This window comes from Enterococcus sp. DIV1304_2, from assembly GCF_050555445.1.
Taxonomy (GTDB): domain Bacteria; phylum Bacillota; class Bacilli; order Lactobacillales; family Enterococcaceae; genus Enterococcus_B; species Enterococcus_B pernyi.
In genome coordinates this window covers 2,025,677-2,043,809 of sequence record NZ_CP187851.1, presented here as the reverse complement: position 1 = coordinate 2,043,809, position 18,133 = coordinate 2,025,677, and the positions used below count along the sequence as shown (strand labels likewise).

The following is an 18,133-nucleotide window of genomic DNA, read 5'->3' as shown; positions in this document are numbered from 1 at the left end:
TAAAAATGCTGTTATAAAAAAAGAAAAAATAGAAAATACATTTATTTTCTGTAAGAAGCAGAAAAATACCCAAACAGTAAAGGTTGATGGCGTCTCGTCAATTCGTGAAGAAGAGCCAGCATTTACTGTTTGGGTAAGGAGTGGATGTAACTATTTGGAATGTTTATTTAGAATAGATTACTGAAAAAATTAGTGACATTGCGCCAGCCAATCACAAAGATATTCGCTTTTTCAACCGAACTAGCAGTGATGATGTCTGTGCTTGGAGAGGCACCATCTTCTAAGTAACCTAATTGATCATCAGCTAAAGTGATAGTGGCTGTTCCAACCTTTGTGCCTCTAACGATCGGTGCTTCAAGTTCATTATCCTTTACTTTTGTCTCATCGATCTTAGGTGTGATCGTCAATTGACCCGTATCCATATCATTTCTGACCCAGACACTGACTGGGCTTTTTAGTACGACATTGACAGAAGTTTCTTTTCCGTTTTTCACATCGATCGATTTGAGTGAAGGAATGCTTGCGTTTGCTTTACCGATTTCTTTGACTGACCAGTTATCATAGCAATAATCCATCAAGCGAGCCGTTTCGGTGAACCGAACGCTTGGATTTAACTCATGGCCTTCCGCATTCAATACTACTGTAATGATTCGTTTGCCGTCTCTTTCGATGGTACCGACAAAACAAGCCCCAGCAAAATCAGTCGTTCCAGTTTTTAGACCATCAACGCCTTCTTTGAAGTTGATAAAACCTGGAAGCATCCAATTCCAATTGACCATTTCCACCGGTGATTGTGTATTTTCACCAAACATTTTTGTTGCAGTGCTCGTCACTTCTAGTACCTCGGGAAAATCAAGTAACAGATGACGTGCGATGATCGCTACGTCTTTTGCGGACATTTGATTTTCATCTGCCTCGCCAGTACCTTCTGGACGATTTGCGCCGAGGTACACGTTGTTCAAGCCAGAAACATTGACGATCGTTGCATTTTCAATGCCCCATTCTTTTAACTGGTCATTCATGACAGTCAGAAAGGCTGTTTCGCTGCCAGAGATCTTTTCAGCTAAAGCGACCATTGATGCATTGGCTGATTGGATAAAAGCAGAGTCAAAAAGTTCTTTTACAGTATAGGTATTCTCCTTATGTAAGGGAACATTCGATAAATTAGGTGCAATACTCAAGGTTTCAGCATAATCGGAGATTGCCACTTCATCATCCCAGGATAATTTTCCTTCTTTGACTTGGTCAAGTACGATGTACAACCCGATGATTTTTGAGATTGACGCGATCCCCATTGTTTTTTCTCCGTCTTGGTCGTATAAAATTTTTCCGCTTGTTGCGTCCACAGCAAATGCTGCTTGGGAATTCACAGAAAATGCTTCATCGGCCTGTACGGATAAAGTTGGCAAGAATGATCCTAACGTCAAAAGAAGCGTTGCCAACAGTAAAGCGAAATGTTTTTTCTTAGTGCCCATGTCCAATCTCCTTGTTTTCTAATTTGATTTGCTACAAATTAAAATTTTATCAGAGAGTGTGCGTAGTTTCAATCTTTCTGAAAAAAACTTTAGATAAACCAAACGAACACAAGAGGATAGTTAGCGTTGATTCTTTTTGACTCGTACAGGTTGAGCCTCGGGTTCATTTAGACGAAAGGCAGTGAATACAAATAGAGCAGTCATACATAGTAAACTAAATATCATCAATAATTGCATATAAACACCTCGATTTCTACTTTTCTCTATGTTATCAGTTAGGTATGAATAATTTCGCTGTGAAATGTAACGAATCATTGATGAAATTTTGAAGAATAGTTGAAGAAAACAATCCTTAATCAGAGATGGGATTGTAAACGATTTTTTGTCTAGGGACCATTTTGTTTTATGGATAAAAATGGTTGTGGTAGACTTTAGTTAGTAGTATTGAAGAAATGATTTTTAGGAGGGGTACGTTTATGGCGAAAAAGGATAGAGAGTTACTGTCACAACTGACTTCAGCAGGTGTCAAAGGACCATTTATTACTATTATGCTAAACACTCACGTTGCACATCAAGATGTGGAAAAAGATCAGATCAAATTCAAGAACTTTGCAAAAGAAGCAAAAAAACGTTTTGAAAAGAAATATGCGGAGCATGATTGGTCGAATTTTCAAAAAAAAATCGATCAACTACTAGAAGATGCTTCATTTTGGCGCAGTGCCACTGCGAGTGTCGCGGTGATCTTGTCTCCTGAAAGTACCATTGTTCATCGTTTGAGCATTGCAGTAGATGATCAATATTATGTAAGTGACCTACCTTATTTATTAGCGATCATTAAAAATGGACATTTTAACTACTCGTATTATTTACTGGGATTGAATCGTGATTCAATGAAGCTTTACGAAGTAAGCAACAAACAAGTAAAAGAAGTTGATCTACCCGAAGGAGCACCTACAGATGTGGTGACAGCTTTAGGATCTGAGCTGACAGGCGGAGGGATCAACTACTCGTCAAACGGAAGTGAAGGTTCAACTTTCCATGGAGTTAACCCTAAGGATGAAGAAGTTGAAATTGACTGGATCAACTATTATCAAGCGGTCGATGAATTTCTCAAAGATAGCTTGGATAATCCTGAAAAATGGCCTGTGTACTTGTATGCTTTACCTGAAAATCAAACAATGTTCAAAAAAGTGGCGAAAAACCCTTATTACCGTTCAGATGTGGCGATCTCAGCTTCACCTGCCCAATTATCTTTAAAAGATATTGAAGCAGGTGCGAAGAAACTGTCGGAAGAATTAGCAGCGAAGGAAGCAAGTAGCTACAATCAACTGCTAGATAAAAAATTCTTGGATCAACTAGTGGACATCGTGCCAGCAGCGAAAGAGGGAAAGATTTCTCACTTATTTATCGCAACCTCTAATCTCGCTGACGGTTTTGGTGAAGACCCAGAAACAGAGTACGACCGTCGACAAGTGTTGAATCAACTAGCTGACGACGTAATCACCAATGGCGGACAAGTCTTTATCTTGGATCAAAAAGATGCGCCTGACGAAAAGAGCTTGACCGCGATATTGCGTTATTAGTCTCTAGGAACAGTACCTAGAAACGATGGATAATCCGTTTATAAGAAAGGAAAAGCCATGCAGATCATTTACTTGATTTCGTGGCTTTTTCTTATTTCTCAAAGAAGAAAGGTGAGAAGATCACCTAACTGAAAACTGAATTTTTTTTAAGCGGGAATTAAAAACGTTCGTTTTCTTTGGAGAAATAAGCAAAAGAATGAAAAAAAAATAAAAAAAGTCGAAAATTTACTAGCTAAACTGTAATTAATGTGCTACAATAACTATGTAGTTTTTGTTCGGTAATCTTGGTAGTTTGTTTCAAATAAACATCTTCCAGATATTCACCATTCAAGTAATTGCAAAATATGTGTTTGATACACAAGGAGGATTTTTATTATGGAAACAGGTACAGTGAAATGGTTTAACTCAGAAAAAGGTTTCGGTTTCATTACAGCAGAAAACGGCAACGATGTATTCGTTCATTTCTCAGCTATCCAAGGTGATGGATTCAAAACTTTAGAAGAAGGCCAAACAGTAAACTTCGATGTTGAAGAAGGTCAACGTGGCCCTCAAGCAACTAACGTTGTTAAAGCTTAATTAACCCACTACTAAATAAAAGCTCAGTCTGCTAGTTCCTAGCGTTCTGGGCTTTTTTGTGTTTTCTTATAATATTCTCTGACCGTCTTCACCTAAGAACATCTCTCAGGTTAGGTGGATAAAAGATAACGAGATAAGGTGGTAGGACGTGAACTTACTACTTCTTTCAGTAACAGAGATAACTACAGACGTATACATTAGGTTGATTTCCTAAGAATTTTCAAGTGTTTTGTAGTATAATTTCAAAAGAAGACTAGAGGGAAGAGAAGAGGAAGATATGTTGAAACCGAAAACTTATGCAGTCGTCGATATTGAAACGACTGGGACAAATCCAAAAGAAGATCGCATTATCCAATTTGGATGTGTCATGATCGAAGATGGGCGGATCACCTCTCGTTATTCGATGGATATCAACCCTGGGCGAAAAATCTCAAAACAGATCCAGCATTTGACAGGGATCACCAATCAACGTGTCCATCGTTCACCCTATTTTGAAGATGTAGCACAAACGATTTACAACCTTCTAGCGGATACCATCTTCGTGGCGCATAATATTTATTTCGATTATCAGTTTTTGAACCATGAATTGATTCGGTGTGGTGTACCCAAATTAAAGATTCCGGGAATCGATACGGTCGAGTTGGCACAGATATTTTTACCGACCGAACCAAGCTTTCGTTTAGCTGATTTATCTGAAAGTCTGGGTTTTATCCACGATAATCCCCATCAGGCTGATAGCGATGCAGAAGTGACAGCCCAACTGCTCTTACTGATCGAAGAACGGATGCGCCGCTTACCTTTAGTGACACTTGAACAAATCGTGAAACTGAGCAATCATACAGGGATGGATACCAAGTTATTCATCGAACAAATCACTAATGAGTTGAGAAAGCAGCCACCACCTTTATCGGACGAACTGGAAATCATCGAGGGAATCGCCTTACAAAAAAAAGAAGTCGAATTATTTTCAGAAGTCTACTATGGTCATAAAGATTATCCAAGAAAAAAACAAGCGAAAGAAAAAATATTTGGGAAAACATTGATGTATCGTAAGGAACAAAATCGTTTGATGAATGTCGTTTATGATCATTTTACCAAAGATGAATCCAAAAATTTGATGATCGAAGCTGCGACTGGTATGGGCAAGACGATCGGCTATCTATTGCCTCTTAGCTATCTAGCTACACCGGAGAAGCCGGCAGTGATCAGTACGGTCTCACTTGTTTTACAAGAGCAGATCATGGAAAAAGATATTCCTTTGTTGAATCAATTATTCGACCAACCGATCCAAGCAACGATTATCAAAAGCTACCGCCATTATCTCGATTTGCAACGGTTTAAAGCTACACTCCTTGAGCCGAAGGAGCAAAAGCAGTATGCACTCTACCAAATGACGGTTCTTGTCTGGTTGACACAGACGAAAACAGGGGATTTAGACGAGTTGCATCTAACGAATTTGAATCATGCCTTTTTTACAGATGTTTCCCATCGGGGGCTTGATTTTTTAGCAAAAAAACAAGCATTTTATGAACAAGATTTTATTCGATTTTTGCATCGACAAATCAAGCAAAGCAATTTCTTGATCGTCAACCATGCTTTCTTAGTCCAAGAAACGCAAAGAAAGACACCGTTGTTGCCTGAAAGTCCTTATTTATTGATCGATGAGGCGCACCATTTGCCTGAAATTGCTGAAAAAGTCAATGATCAACGATTCAGTTTGAGCTATTTTAACAAGGAAGTGCAATTATTCGAAGAGCCTGACCGCTTGTTCGATTGCTTCAAAGGCTATCTGCCAGCCAATCATGAGGGGCAGCGTTGGCTTGATATCTACAAAGAAGAGTTGTCCGCGCTTCGTGAAGCACAGCTTTGCTTAGCTGAAGGGTTACTGGAGATTGTCCCTCAACAAAAAAGACAAACTTACCCGGAAGAAGTCATGATCACGAAAGAAGACATGGATAAATTATCTTTTGAGGCAATTACAGCCATTGACCATCTTCATCTTTTTTACCAAGAAATAAAGGAATTGCAACACAGGATTCGTTCGGGATTGGAAGTGCTTCAAGAAAGTTGGACGAAGCAAATGCGGGTCGATCTTGCAAGTCTGTATGCTTTGTTTGATCGTTTAGATCAACAAGCTAGTTTTATGGAAGAATGGTTGGAGAATTGGCAAGAAAGTTTAGTCCATTGGTTCGTTCCAGGAGCCACACCACAGCAGACGATGTTCCATCTCCATGATTTCACTGCTGCACTGATCCCAAATACAGTTTGGTATCAGCGCTATGAACGGATTTTATATATAGGCGGGACATTGAAAGTAGGGCCAGATCGTCAATACTTAGCAAAACGATTAGGAATTGAAGGTACTCCGCTGAAAGTCATTGCCTCTCCTTATGATTACGAAAAACAAGCGCGGATCTTCGTGCCAAAAGAAGCACCAGAGATCAATCAATTAAGTGGTACAGCGTATGTCGACTATCTAACGGATGTGTTATACCAGTTGATCAGACAAGAAAAAAGACCGATCTTGGTTTTATTTACCTCTCATGATATTTTACAAAAGGTGTATCAACGGATGCATTTGACGATGCTTGAACAAGGAAGAGAGATTTTAGCTCAAGGAATCGGTGGCAGTCGGGAGAAACTATTGAAACGCTTTGTTCTTTCTGATATGAGCGTACTATTCGGTGCAGATAGTTTTTGGGAAGGTGTCGACCTGCCAGGAGATGCCTTACAACTAGTCGTCATTACACGGCTTCCATTCGATCATCCACAACGTCCAATGGTCAAAGCGAGAAATGCGTATTTAGAATCGGAAGGCATCAATCCTTTTTATCAAGAATCCTTACCAAAGGCAGCACTGAAGGTCAGACAAGCTTTAGGTCGTTTGATCCGTTCGGAAACGGACAAAGGTGTCTTGCTGATTTTAGATCGACGATTGGTGACCGCAAAATATGGCGCGAGGATCATTCATGCCTTGCCTAAAAAGATGCCTGTCCAAGAGGCACCTTTTGAAAAAATTTGTGAGGACATCCATGATTTCTTAAACAAAAACGAAGAAATTAAGCCATGATCGAGGACTATTTTTACCTCGAAATCTGTTATAATGGACATCAATGAAAAAAGAAGGAGCGACAGTCCTTGAAGAATCAGACAAACAAAGAACATACGATCAATCGCGTATTGTTGGGCTTGATCATCGCTTTATTGGCAGTAATCGTGATCAGTACTATTTTTTATCTGCGCGCGACACGCCCAATGACGCAAGCAAAACAAGAAGCGACAAAACTAGCTGAACAATATGCAAATCTTGAGGAAGTGGACCAATTCTATTGGTTTACTCGAGAAGCCACTTATTTTTCATTAACAGGTCAAAATGATAAAGGGCAAGATATTGCAGTGATCATTCCTAAATCGGGTGAGCGAGTAAAAGTATTAGAGCAAAAAGCAGGATTGACCGAAGAAGCTGCCCGCCAAGAAATCAGCCAGAAACATCCCGATCAACAAGTGGAAAAAGCTTCTTTAGGGATGTACAAAGATGAACCAGTATGGGAAGTCATGACCAAAACCTCTGATGATCAGTTGAATTATTATTTACTTTCTTTTGAAACGGGAGAGGAAGTCAAAGTCATCAGCGGGATATAGAAAAGACGGATGAAAGGATAGATTGGATGAAACAGTCAAAAAGAGTGGAACGCTTAGAGCCTTCCGTAACACTAGCAACTGCAGCAAAAGCGAAGGCATTGAAAGCACAAGGGAAAGACATTATCAGTTTGACCGTAGGAGAGCCTGATTTTGCTACACCTGAAAATATCCAAGAAGCAGCGATCGCAGCCATCAAGAATGGAAAAGCAAGCTATTATACGCCAACAGCGGGTATTCCAGAATTAAGACAGGCAATCGTTTCGTATCTGGAAACCTATTATGGCTTGACTTACGATGCTTCTCAGACGATTGTGACAGACGGGGCGAAATTTGCCCTCTATGCCTTATTCCAAACAATCCTAGATCCAAAAGATGAAGTCATCATTCCAGTACCTTACTGGGTGAGCTATGGTGAACAAGTCAAGTTAGCAGAAGGTGTCCCTGTTTTTGTCACTGGTCAAGAAGTCAATGATTTCAAAGTGACCCTCGAACAATTGGAACAAGCACGTTCTTCCAAGACAAAAGCAGTCATTATCAATTCTCCTTCTAATCCGACGGGGATGATCTATACAAAAGAAGAACTACAAGTTATAGGTGAATGGGCAGTAAAAAACGATATTTTAATAGTTGCTGATGATATTTATGGCCGATTAGTTTATAATGACAATGAGTTTACTCCAATTGCAACGATTTCAAAAGCAATACGTGAACAGACGATAATCATCAACGGTGTATCAAAAACCTATGCAATGACAGGCTGGCGTATCGGATACGCGGTCGGCGATCAAAAAATCATTGATGGGATGATTGCGATTGCATCACAATCAACTAGTAACCCAACTGCAGTCAGTCAATATGCGGCTGTTGAAGCATTACAAGGGGAACAAGATACCGTTGAAGAGATGCGCAAAGCATTTGAAGAACGTCTAGACATCGTATTTCCGCTTGTTGCTGATTTGCCTGGGGTGTCGGTCAAAAGACCACAAGGCGCATTTTACTTGTTTCCGAATGTGAAAGAAACGTTAGCGATATGTGGCTATGAACAAGTGACGCCGTGGGTCGAAGATCTACTAGAAGAAGCAGGGGTTGCTCTAGTTACAGGTGAAGGTTTCGGCGCACCGGAAAATGTTCGTTTGAGTTATGCGGCGAATCTAGCAACGTTAGAAGAAGGAATCCGACGAATCCAACGTTTTATTGAGAGTAAAAGTCAAAACGAATAGAAATTATTATAGGACAAAGGAGAATTTTACGTGGAACAAATTCAAATCATCGATTCAAAAAAACATGTAGGCGAAACAGTAACGATCGGTGCTTGGGTCGCTAATAAGCGTTCAAGTGGGAAAATCGCCTTTTTACAATTGCGAGATGGGACAGCATTCTTCCAAGGAGTTGTCGTAAAAAGCGAAGTGCCTGAGGAAGTTTTCCAAATGGCAAAAAATCTTTCTCAAGAAACATCGATCCTTGTGACAGGTGAGATTCGTGAAGATAGCCGTTCTAAATTTGGCTATGAAATCGGGATCACGAACATTGAAGTAGTGAGTGAAAGTCATGATTATCCAATCACACCAAAAGAACATGGAACAGATTTCTTGATGGATCATCGTCATTTATGGTTACGCTCTTCACGCCAACATGCAGTGATGCAGATTCGAAATGAAATCATCCGTGCAACCTACGAATTTTTCAACAACAACCAATTCGTTAAAATCGATCCACCGATCTTGACTGGCTCTGCCCCAGAAGGAACCACCGATCTATTTGAGACAAACTACTTTGATCAAAAAGCATATCTGTCACAAAGTGGTCAATTGTACATGGAAGCTGCTGCAATGGCATTTGGTAAAGTATTTTCATTTGGACCAACTTTCCGTGCTGAAAAATCAAAAACACGTCGTCATTTGATCGAATTTTGGATGATCGAACCTGAAATGGCATTCACGCATCAAGAAGAAAGCTTAGAAGTACAAGAACAATATGTTGCTTTCTTAGTTCAAAGTGTATTAGATAATTGCGAGTATGCTTTAGACGTCTTAGAACGTGATAAAGAAGTATTGAAAACTTATACTAAATTACCTTTCCCACGTATCACGTATGATGATGCCATCGAATTATTGAAGAAAAATGGTTTTGACGATATCGAGTGGGGCGATGATTTCGGTTCACCGCACGAAACGTTCATTGCGAACTCATTTGAACAACCAGTCTTTATCTTGAACTATCCAAAAGCAATCAAACCATTCTACATGAAACCACATCCAACAAGAGAAGATGTCGTGATTTGTGCAGATATGATCGCACCTGAAGGATATGGCGAGATCATCGGCGGAAGTGAACGTGCGACTGACTATGATTTCTTACTTGAACAAATCAAGAATCATGGCTTAGACGAAAAAGAATACTCATGGTACCTAGATCTACGTAAATACGGATCTGTTCCACATTCTGGTTTCGGCTTAGGCTTAGAACGTACAGTGACTTGGATCTCAGGGATCGATCATGTACGTGAAGCAATTCCATTCCCACGTTTGTTAAATCGTATTTACCCATAAGAAATAAGACGCGTTCCACGAAAATCGTTCATCGCATTTTCGTGGAACGCATTTTTTTTAAGAAGTTATTATAAAATCACTATTGTTCCAATTCCTTCTTTCTTTGGCTAGATGTGTGTGGGATAATAACGTAAAAGTGGCAAGGAAAGTAGGGTGTGTGATGGAACAACGACTTTTATTCATTGGAGATAGTATCACAGATGCGGGTAGAGGAACTGACGATCTCGGTCAGGGCTATGCACTGTTAACAGCGGCAAAATTGGCTGCGAGTGATCCAGAAAACACGTGGACATTCGTCAATCGCGGAATCGGCGGAAATAAGTTAGCAGACCTAAAGAAGCGCTGGCAAGCAGACTGCATCGATTTGAAACCTGATATGGTCTCGATTTTGATTGGTATCAATGATACATGGCACAATGTAGGCGAGCCTGCAGCATTTGCGACAAAAGAATCTTTTGAGCGTTTTGAAGCCGATTATCGGTATTTACTTGATCGTTTAGTGGAAAGTGGCATCAAAAAAATCGTCTTGATGGAACCATTTGTTTTGCCAGAGCCTGACGATCGGAGAAGTTGGCGTAGTGATCTTGATCCAAAGATCCACTTGATTCGTCAACTAGCAAAAGAATATCAAGCAGTTTTTGTCCCGTTAGATGGAACGTTGAATTCTTTAGGCATCTCATATGGCTATGAGAAATATACAGGGGACGATGGTGTCCATCCGACACTACTGGGTCATGAAACGATTGCCAATATTTGGATAGAAACGGTCAAAAAAAGAAAAGAGTGGTTTGAATGATCATTCGCCCAGCAACCGAAGCAGATCTACCGATGATCAATACGTTGATCAGGCAACAAGAAAATCGATTCTTGGAGGAACTAACGCTGCCAGATATAAACGATCCATTGAATATATCGTTTATAGCAGCACAAGATGACGCAGAAAAACAAATGATTTTCGCTTTTGGACAAGCGAGACAAATCGAAACGACTGAAGCAGATCAGCAATCAGGTGAACTGGTTCAAACGATTTTTGTGGCAGTTGATCAAGAAAGAACAGTAGCCGCTCAGTTTATGGAGCAGTGGTTACTAGAAGCAAAAAAACGTAAAATCAAGAGAGTCGATTTCAATGGGTTTTAAAGTAAGACTCTCGTTAGAATGGAGAAAGAAACAATGAGTTGTATTGGAAACATTATCTGGTTTATTTTTGGTGGTTTACTCGGCGGACTTAGTTGGACGGTAGCAGGTGTATTATGGTGTATCACAATTGTTGGTATTCCGGTCGGGCTGCAATGTTTTAAACTAGCGTCTTTGTCGTTTGCACCATTTGGAAAAGAAGTCATTTATACAAACAATGGCGTATCGTTGATCGTCAATATCATTTGGTTGATCGTGTCAGGTTTGCCGATTGCTTTAGGCCATGTCATCAGTGGGATTTTACTTTGTATCACGATCATTGGTATTCCTTTCGCAAAGCAATCCTTCAAACTAGCACGCTTAGCGTTGATGCCATTTGGGGCAGAAATCGTTTAAATAGTGACTAAATATAAAAGTAACTCTCTTGCACAGTTGATCGTCCAAAAGAGTTACTTTTTTTGTTTCACTTAGCGAGTGATTTCTGTATGGATTTTAGGCTTTTGTTTACTTAAAAAATTTGATTTGTTGGTTGCGTCTACTACGCGATGATTAAAATTCGCTTGTGTAAGGGACGTTTGTGTTGGAGAAGTTGGAAGTGGCATGTCTGTGGCGTTACTTTTAGAGGTCTGTCTATCAGAAAAAATCCTATCTTTGACTGTTTTGACTGTTCCCCCAAACCGCTTGCTCTTAACTTTTACTTTTTGTCGAAATCCCTCTTTTAATGGTTGATCCGTTCCATCGATGATTGCGTCGATGTGAGCATCCAATGGTTTCAATCGCCTGGAATCATCATAAAAAACATGATAATAATAAGGTGCAACCTCGACGGATTGATTTTTGACAAATTTTTTAGGTGTTTTAGGATCTTCGTAGACTTTCTTTACGAAATCATCCGAAATATCAACGAATTCATCTCTGGAGATAGTTTCTTTTAGACCAGTGATTTTTTTTCGCTGTTCGTAATGTTTCCATAATTGAGAAAATTTTTGATCGTGTTTTAAATTTTCACCTAAAAAAGTCTGAAAGAACCGCTCACGAAACGCAAACGATGAGCAGAATTTAGGTTTCACTTTATCTTCAGTCAATGGTGGAGTAAAAATAGCTTCCTGACAATTATGAAGAACACTTCGGAAAGTGACAAGCGGTTCTAAAATCGGGCAGTTGGGAATCATTGCATACTCTCTCATTTCAAAATTAAGGTTTTTTGCAGGCTTATCCGACAGTCTGGTGATTTCATTGATGAGGTTAATTTTAGACTCACTGTGATGTTCAAGCTTTGTCGCAAATAGTATTTTACTTAATTTCCCCAACTGATCCGCTGGGATTTTTAGCAAATGATTCCCCATCTCTTTATTTGTCTCATATTTATCTAATTTCGCGACAAGATAGTCATTATCTTGCTTATAAATCACTAAGCCATAAATATGATTATGATAAGAGTCAGGGGTCACTGAATAAGCTGGAAAAATCATAAAACTGGCTGGGTCATCTTTTTTTAAATGTCTGATTTTCTCTTCCAGTTCAGCCGGTTTTTTCATATCGTAGTAGACGATCGTATTTCTTAAAGACTGGATCACTTGATTTTTTTGACTTTCATTGATCAAGGTACCAGCAACATCATTTTCAATCATTTTGATAAATCTTGAAAATAAAAATTGATAATTTTTTCTTCCGCCTGAACCGACAACTTCAAATTCCGCCGCATTTCCTAATCTTAAAGCAAGTGCCAATTGGTGGTATTGTCCATCAAAATCAAGCATAATAACTCTCCTTATTTTTTATTTTTGTGAAGTGATCCCACGATAGAAAGGATAGGATAAATTTACTTGGCAACTGTTTTTCACTTTATCTCAATTTTGTAGGAAAACAGTTATCTTTGTATTGAACACACTTGGCGCTCTTTTTTTGAGAGAAAACTCATGTAGGTAACATTAGCTGATGAAGTAGAAGCAATCCTATTGCTTAGTGTAAAATCTTGAGAATTCTCAGCGTTTTTATGTTGAGATCTATCAGTTGCTATGTTCTTTTTATTGGTTATATGACTAATTTTTGTGTGTAACGTTTCCAATTTTTTTGACCTTGAATGAAATACTTTATAATTTTGTTGACTTGCTTCATTTGTTTGATTTCTCTTAAATTCTATTGGAACGGCTGGATCATTTAAGACTTTATTTAAATATTTAATAGAAAGATAGCGGATCTTTCCTATGTATTCTTTATCAACTAATTGAGTTTCTGCTTTTCGCATGGTGTAATAATGCCATAATATAGAAAATTGTTGATTATGTTGCTCATTATCGGTTAAGAACGTTTGATAAAATCGCATCCGAAGCTCTTTTGAAGGCCATAGCTTTGGATTGATCACTTTCTTCTCCTTGATTTCGGCAGACGAAATTGGCTTATTGCAATTGTACACAGTCCATTTTAATGCTGTTAACGGTTCAAGTATCGGGCAATTTGTAATACCTGGATAACCACGCATTTTCACATGTAAAGCAGAGGGTTTTTCAACAGCTATTTTTTTTAGTTTTGAGAATATATCAACAGATATTCTCGTCTTTCGATACTCAAACTTAGAATAATAAAGAATATCGCTAAGCTTATTTAAATTTTTTTTCATCAATTTTAAGCTGGAAGTTCGTAGTCATTGACTCTAATTTATTGATTTTAGTAACAATGTAGTCCTTATTTTTGTGAATGATCAAGCTATATATGTGATCATGAAATAATCTTATAGTAGTAGAGTAAGAGGGAATGATGACAAAGCTAGTTGGGTCATCCTCTCTTAAATTTTCAATGATGTGCTGAACATCTCTTCTTTTTTTTCCATCATAATAGTCAATGGTCTGTTTAAAAGAGTGTATCAAGTCATTTTTTTTATCTGTTTCAATAAAAAAGGAGTCTTGATCATTTTCGATCATTTTAATCAATTTTGAAAATAAAAATTGATAATTTTGTTTTCCTTTCTTTCCGACTGCTTTGAAGTTGGCAGCTTTTCCTAGTCGTAAAGCCATAGCTAGTATATGGTATTGATCGTTGAAATCAATCATGTATTACCTCCTTTATTTTCTATTGTAAAAGTTTATCATTCGTCGCTTTTACATAAGCACCTTCTTTTACACCTTGCAGAAATAATGATTCTCTCGAACGATACTTCAATCATGATCGGTTATTACTATGATTTGACATATGAATACTCATTCATGTATAATAACTTATGAAGAGATAGTCATATGTTTAGTGAGGAGGGACTGGAAATGAAAATTTATCAATTAGAAGGGTTAGATTGCGCCAATTGTGCGATGAAAATCGAAAAAAAAGTACAAGCCATACCTGGTGTAAAAGAAGCATCGGTCAATTTTGCGACTGGAAAAATGATGATCGATGCAGACAAGGCTGTCATTGAAGCGATTGAAAAGCAAGCAACAGAAGAAATCCATCAATTAGAACCAGAGGTCAAAGTAATCGAAGTGAAAAACCAGACAAGCAAAAATCATGAATCAGAAAAAGATAATAAAACAGCGTTGTTGCGTATCGTCATAGCGACACTTAGCTTACTTTTATTATTTTTATGGAAGCCTGATGAGCCTATTCGTTTCATTACTTTTTTCGCCATTTTTGTTCTCATTGGCTTTGATGTCATCAAGCAAGCAATCCTCAATATTCGTAAAGGACAAGTGTTTGATGAAAACTTTTTGATGTCGATTGCAACGATCGGTGCGATGATGATCGGCGAATATCCAGAAGCAGTTGCTGTGATGTTGTTTTATCAGATCGGTGAGTATTTCCAACATTTTGCGGTCGATCAGTCTCGTCGGTCCATTCGTGAGTTGCTGGCGATCCGACCAGAAATTGCTCATGTGATCTCTGAAACCGGCTTGGTAAATAAGCAACCAGAAGAAGTGCAGATCGGTGAAGCGGTCATGGTCAAACCAGGTGAAAGAATTCCTTTGGACGGAACGATTTTGAAGGGACAATCTCTCGTTGATACTTCTGCATTAACAGGAGAATCGTTGCCTAAAGAAGTGATGAGTGGTGAAAATGTATTAAGTGGTTTTATCAATAAGACCCATCCTTTAACCATCGAAGTAAAAAAGAACTATGAAAATTCGACTATCAGTAAATTATTAGAACTAGTGGAGACAGCAAGTAGTAAAAAGGCACCTGCTGAAAAATTCATCACTAAATTTGCTCGTTACTATACGCCGATCGTCGTTGCTTTAGCTGTTCTTTTAGCAACTGTCCCACCCTTACTTTATGGAGGAGATTTTTCTGAATGGATCTATCGAGCATTGACATTTCTAGTGATCTCTTGTCCATGTGCATTGGTCATTTCTGTTCCGCTTAGCTTTTTCGGAGGAATCGGTGGAGCGAGTAAACAAGGGATACTTGTCAAAGGTGGAAATTATCTAGAACTTTTAGCTCGTACAGAAACAGTGGTATTTGACAAAACAGGTACCCTGACAAAGGGTGATTTTGCCGTACAAAAAGTTGTTTCTACCATCGACGAGAAAGCATTTATGAAATATGTTGCGAGTCTAGAAAATCTATCGACACATCCAATCGCTAAGGCGGTCATGGATACCTACAGTGGCCCGTTATACGAAATCGAAGAACCCACAGAAATCGCTGGTGAAGGAATCAACGCACAGGTCAAGGGACAAGAGGTACTTGTCGGAAATCAAAAATTATTGGCTCGCTATGGAGTCGAGCAACCAGAGAATCACGAAATAGGAACATTGATCTATTTAGCGATCGACAGTCAGCTCATGGGCTATTTAGTTATTGCGGATACGATCAAACCAGATGCAACATTTGCTATCGAGGCATTGAAAAAAGTCGGCGTCAAAAAGACAGTGATGTTGACAGGTGATGCCCAAAAGATTGCGGAACAAGTCGCAAAAGAGGTTGGAGTCGATACAGTCTATAGTGAACTGCTTCCAGAAGATAAGGTAGAAAAATTAGAAGCATTGATGAGGGAAACGACTCAGAAAACTGCCTTTGTCGGTGATGGGATCAATGATGCACCGGTATTAGCTCGAGCAGATGTGGGAATCGCCATGGGTGGTTTAGGCAGTGATGCAGCCATTGAAGCAGCCGATGTCGTCATCATGAACGATGAGCCATCAAAACTTGTGGAGGCGATTCAAATTTCAAGAAAAACATTGAAAATCGTCAAGCAAAATATTGCGTTTGCTATTGGAGTAAAAGTAATCGTATTGGTTCTCGGAGCTATTGGCTTTGCTTCTATGGGAAATGCAGTCTTTGCCGATGTGGGTGTGACCCTGATAGCAGTTTTAAACGCCATGCGTGGGCTATCTGTCAAAAAAGTCAAATAAACAGTCAAAAAAGCACCGTTAAACCACAGAAATCATTTATTTGAGGACTGTGGTTTTTCTGTGATTAAAATAACTAGAAGATTTTAATTGTTCTGAAAATTCCAAAATAGTTAGAAAATACTTCTTGTTTGTGCGCCTTTAGATTAGGTGTTAGAGGATAAAATGAAAAATAAATGTAAAAACAATGTGTTTTACCTAAAATAATCCACAAATAAAATAACGAAGTGTTGTAAACATTATGAAAATTGAATATGATAGTCAATGAATAATTATTAAATATTTATAAAGGAGAAATCAGATGAACGAAAAACAACTGCGCTGGTTTACAGTAGCGTTGATTGCATTCAACATGGTCTGGGGTATGGGGAATGTCGTCAATAACTACGCGCAACAAGGAATCTCAGTAATCACTTCATGGTTATTGATCCTAGCTATTTATTTTATCCCCTATGCACTGATCGTCGGTCAATTAGGATCAGCATTCAAAGATAGTAAAGGGGGCGTTAGTTCTTGGGTAGAAAATACTACTTCGAATAAACGCTTAGCTTATTATGCTGCCTGGACATATTGGGTCGTGCATATTCCATACTTAGCACAAAAACCACAAGCGATTTTGATTGCAGCTGGTTGGGCAGTTCAAGGAAATGGCGATATCGTCAATACGATGTCTGTCCAAATGGTCGCAGTGATCTCCTTGATCATTTTCTTAGCTTTCTTGTATCTATCAACAAAAGGCTTATCAACATTAAAAGTTATCGGTGGTTTAGCAGGTACAGCGATGTTCGTCATGTCATTATTATTCATTTTACTTGCTGTTACTGCGCCATTCATCAATCCAACGATGGAATTTGCGACAGCAAATATGAACCAAGTCAAAACGTATATTCCTAAGTTTGACTTTAGTTACTTTACGACTGTTTCAATGTTAGTCTTTGCTGTAGGAGGCGCTGAGAAAATCTCTCCTTATGTTAATTCTACACGTAACCCGGCAAAAGAATTTCCAAAAGGGATGATCTTTTTAGCAGCGATGGTCGGTATCTGTGCTGTTTTAGGTTCTGTGGCAATGGGTATGTTATTTGCAAGTGACAATATTCCGAAAGATTTAATGGCAAACGGTGCGTACAGTGCCTTCCAAATCTTAGGTAACTATTATGGTATCGGTAATGCATTGATGATCATCTATGCATTGACGAATATGGTCGGTCAAATTTCTGCCTTGGCATTTTCTATTGATGCGCCATTGAAGATCTTGTTAGCCGATGCAGATCCAGAATTTGTACCAAGTTGGTTACGTAAACGTAACCGTAAAGGAACGTTGGTCAATGGTTACATGTTAACTGGTATCTTAGTCGGTATCATCATTCTATTACCGATTATTGGTATCAAAGATATGAATGAATTAGTTAAATGGTTGACGAACTTAAATTCAGTCGTTATGCCAATGCGTTACTTATGGGTATTCCTAGCCTATATGATGTTGAACAAAGCATACAAAAAATTCACGTCAGAATATAAGTTCGTGAAAAATCCTAAAGTTGGATTCATCTTTGGTGCTTGGTGTTTTGCTTTCACTGCGTTTGCATGTATTTTGGGAATGGTACCAAAAGTGGAATACGCTGCTGATCCACAAGCTTGGTGGTTCCAATTGATCTCAAATATCGTCACACCAATCATTTTGATTTTACTAGGTATGATCTTACCAGCAATCGCGCGTCGTGATAATAAGAAAAATCCATTGAAAGAACCAGTTTCTCAACTTTAAAATAAGATTTGACCGAATCAGTCCAACGATTGGTTCGGTCTTTTTTTGCGTTATTAAGAATAAGAGGTAAAAT

The 18,133-nt window shown here is 38.7% G+C and carries 15 protein-coding genes; 11 read left to right on the top strand and 4 right to left on the bottom strand.

Annotated elements, in window-relative coordinates; all coding sequences use genetic code 11:
* Nucleotides 1-167 precede the first annotated feature (167 nt).
* Complete coding sequence (locus IGJ14_RS09375) at nt 168-1,475, bottom strand: serine hydrolase (RefSeq protein WP_104776396.1); 1,308 nt, start codon at nt 1,473-1,475, stop codon at nt 168-170.
* A gap of 476 nt (nt 1,476-1,951) precedes the next feature.
* Between IGJ14_RS09375 and IGJ14_RS09370 the strand changes: the two genes are divergently transcribed.
* The 9 genes from IGJ14_RS09370 to IGJ14_RS09330 all read left to right on the top strand — a co-directional run bounded on the left by IGJ14_RS09370 (nt 1,952) and on the right by IGJ14_RS09330 (nt 11,355).
* Complete coding sequence (locus IGJ14_RS09370) at nt 1,952-3,058, top strand: hypothetical protein (RefSeq protein WP_104776395.1); 1,107 nt, start codon at nt 1,952-1,954, stop codon at nt 3,056-3,058.
* A 375-nt stretch (nt 3,059-3,433) separates the two neighbouring features.
* Complete coding sequence (locus tag IGJ14_RS09365) at nt 3,434-3,634, top strand: cold-shock protein (protein ID WP_005875554.1); 201 nt, start codon at nt 3,434-3,436, stop codon at nt 3,632-3,634.
* Nucleotides 3,635-3,914: 280 nt separating this feature from the next.
* A complete protein-coding gene (locus IGJ14_RS09360; RefSeq protein ID WP_195273244.1) occupies nt 3,915-6,704 on the top strand; it encodes a helicase C-terminal domain-containing protein in 2,790 nt (929 codons plus the stop codon).
* Nucleotides 6,705-6,772: 68 nt separating this feature from the next.
* Entirely contained in the window at nt 6,773-7,276 is a 504-nt protein-coding gene (locus IGJ14_RS09355) for a DUF5590 domain-containing protein (RefSeq protein WP_104776393.1), read from the top strand.
* Between the two features lie 26 nt (nt 7,277-7,302).
* Nucleotides 7,303-8,496, top strand: a complete 1,194-nt coding sequence (locus IGJ14_RS09350) for a pyridoxal phosphate-dependent aminotransferase (protein WP_062804936.1) — start codon at nt 7,303-7,305, stop codon at nt 8,494-8,496.
* A 30-nt stretch (nt 8,497-8,526) separates the two neighbouring features.
* On the top strand, nt 8,527-9,825 hold the full coding sequence (asnS, locus tag IGJ14_RS09345) for an asparagine--tRNA ligase (protein WP_010734979.1): 1,299 nt from the start codon (nt 8,527-8,529) through the stop codon (nt 9,823-9,825).
* A 160-nt stretch (nt 9,826-9,985) separates the two neighbouring features.
* Complete coding sequence (locus IGJ14_RS09340; protein ID WP_104776392.1) at nt 9,986-10,621, top strand: SGNH/GDSL hydrolase family protein; 636 nt, start codon at nt 9,986-9,988, stop codon at nt 10,619-10,621.
* On the top strand, nt 10,618-10,962 hold the full coding sequence (locus tag IGJ14_RS09335) for a hypothetical protein (RefSeq protein WP_104776391.1): 345 nt from the start codon (nt 10,618-10,620) through the stop codon (nt 10,960-10,962). The genes IGJ14_RS09340 and IGJ14_RS09335 overlap by 4 nt, the downstream gene beginning before the upstream one ends.
* Nucleotides 10,963-10,995: 33 nt before the next feature.
* The gene (locus IGJ14_RS09330; RefSeq protein WP_104776390.1) at nt 10,996-11,355 is read left to right on the top strand and encodes a YccF domain-containing protein; all 360 of its coding nucleotides are present in this window, start codon (nt 10,996-10,998) and stop codon (nt 11,353-11,355) included.
* A gap of 71 nt (nt 11,356-11,426) precedes the next feature.
* Here the strand turns inward: IGJ14_RS09330 and IGJ14_RS09325 are convergent, their stop codons facing one another.
* From IGJ14_RS09325 to IGJ14_RS09315, 3 genes are all read right to left on the bottom strand, one after another.
* Nucleotides 11,427-12,719, bottom strand: coding sequence for a hypothetical protein (locus tag IGJ14_RS09325; protein ID WP_104776389.1), 1,293 nt, complete (start codon nt 12,717-12,719; stop codon nt 11,427-11,429).
* Between the two features lie 110 nt (nt 12,720-12,829).
* On the bottom strand, nt 12,830-13,579 hold the full coding sequence (locus IGJ14_RS09320; RefSeq protein WP_104776388.1) for a hypothetical protein: 750 nt from the start codon (nt 13,577-13,579) through the stop codon (nt 12,830-12,832).
* Complete coding sequence (locus tag IGJ14_RS09315; protein ID WP_104776387.1) at nt 13,560-14,009, bottom strand: hypothetical protein; 450 nt, start codon at nt 14,007-14,009, stop codon at nt 13,560-13,562. Before IGJ14_RS09315 ends, IGJ14_RS09320 begins: the two co-directional genes overlap by 20 nt.
* Nucleotides 14,010-14,216: 207 nt before the next feature.
* On the opposite strand from IGJ14_RS09315, the gene IGJ14_RS09310 reads away from it, so the two are divergent.
* Complete coding sequence (locus tag IGJ14_RS09310; RefSeq protein ID WP_104776386.1) at nt 14,217-16,298, top strand: heavy metal translocating P-type ATPase; 2,082 nt, start codon at nt 14,217-14,219, stop codon at nt 16,296-16,298.
* A gap of 298 nt (nt 16,299-16,596) precedes the next feature.
* Nucleotides 16,597-18,060: an APC family permease gene (locus IGJ14_RS09305; protein WP_010734986.1), complete on the top strand. Its 1,464-nt coding sequence runs from the start codon at nt 16,597-16,599 to the stop codon at nt 18,058-18,060.
* The last annotated feature ends 73 nt before the right edge of the window (nt 18,061-18,133 follow it).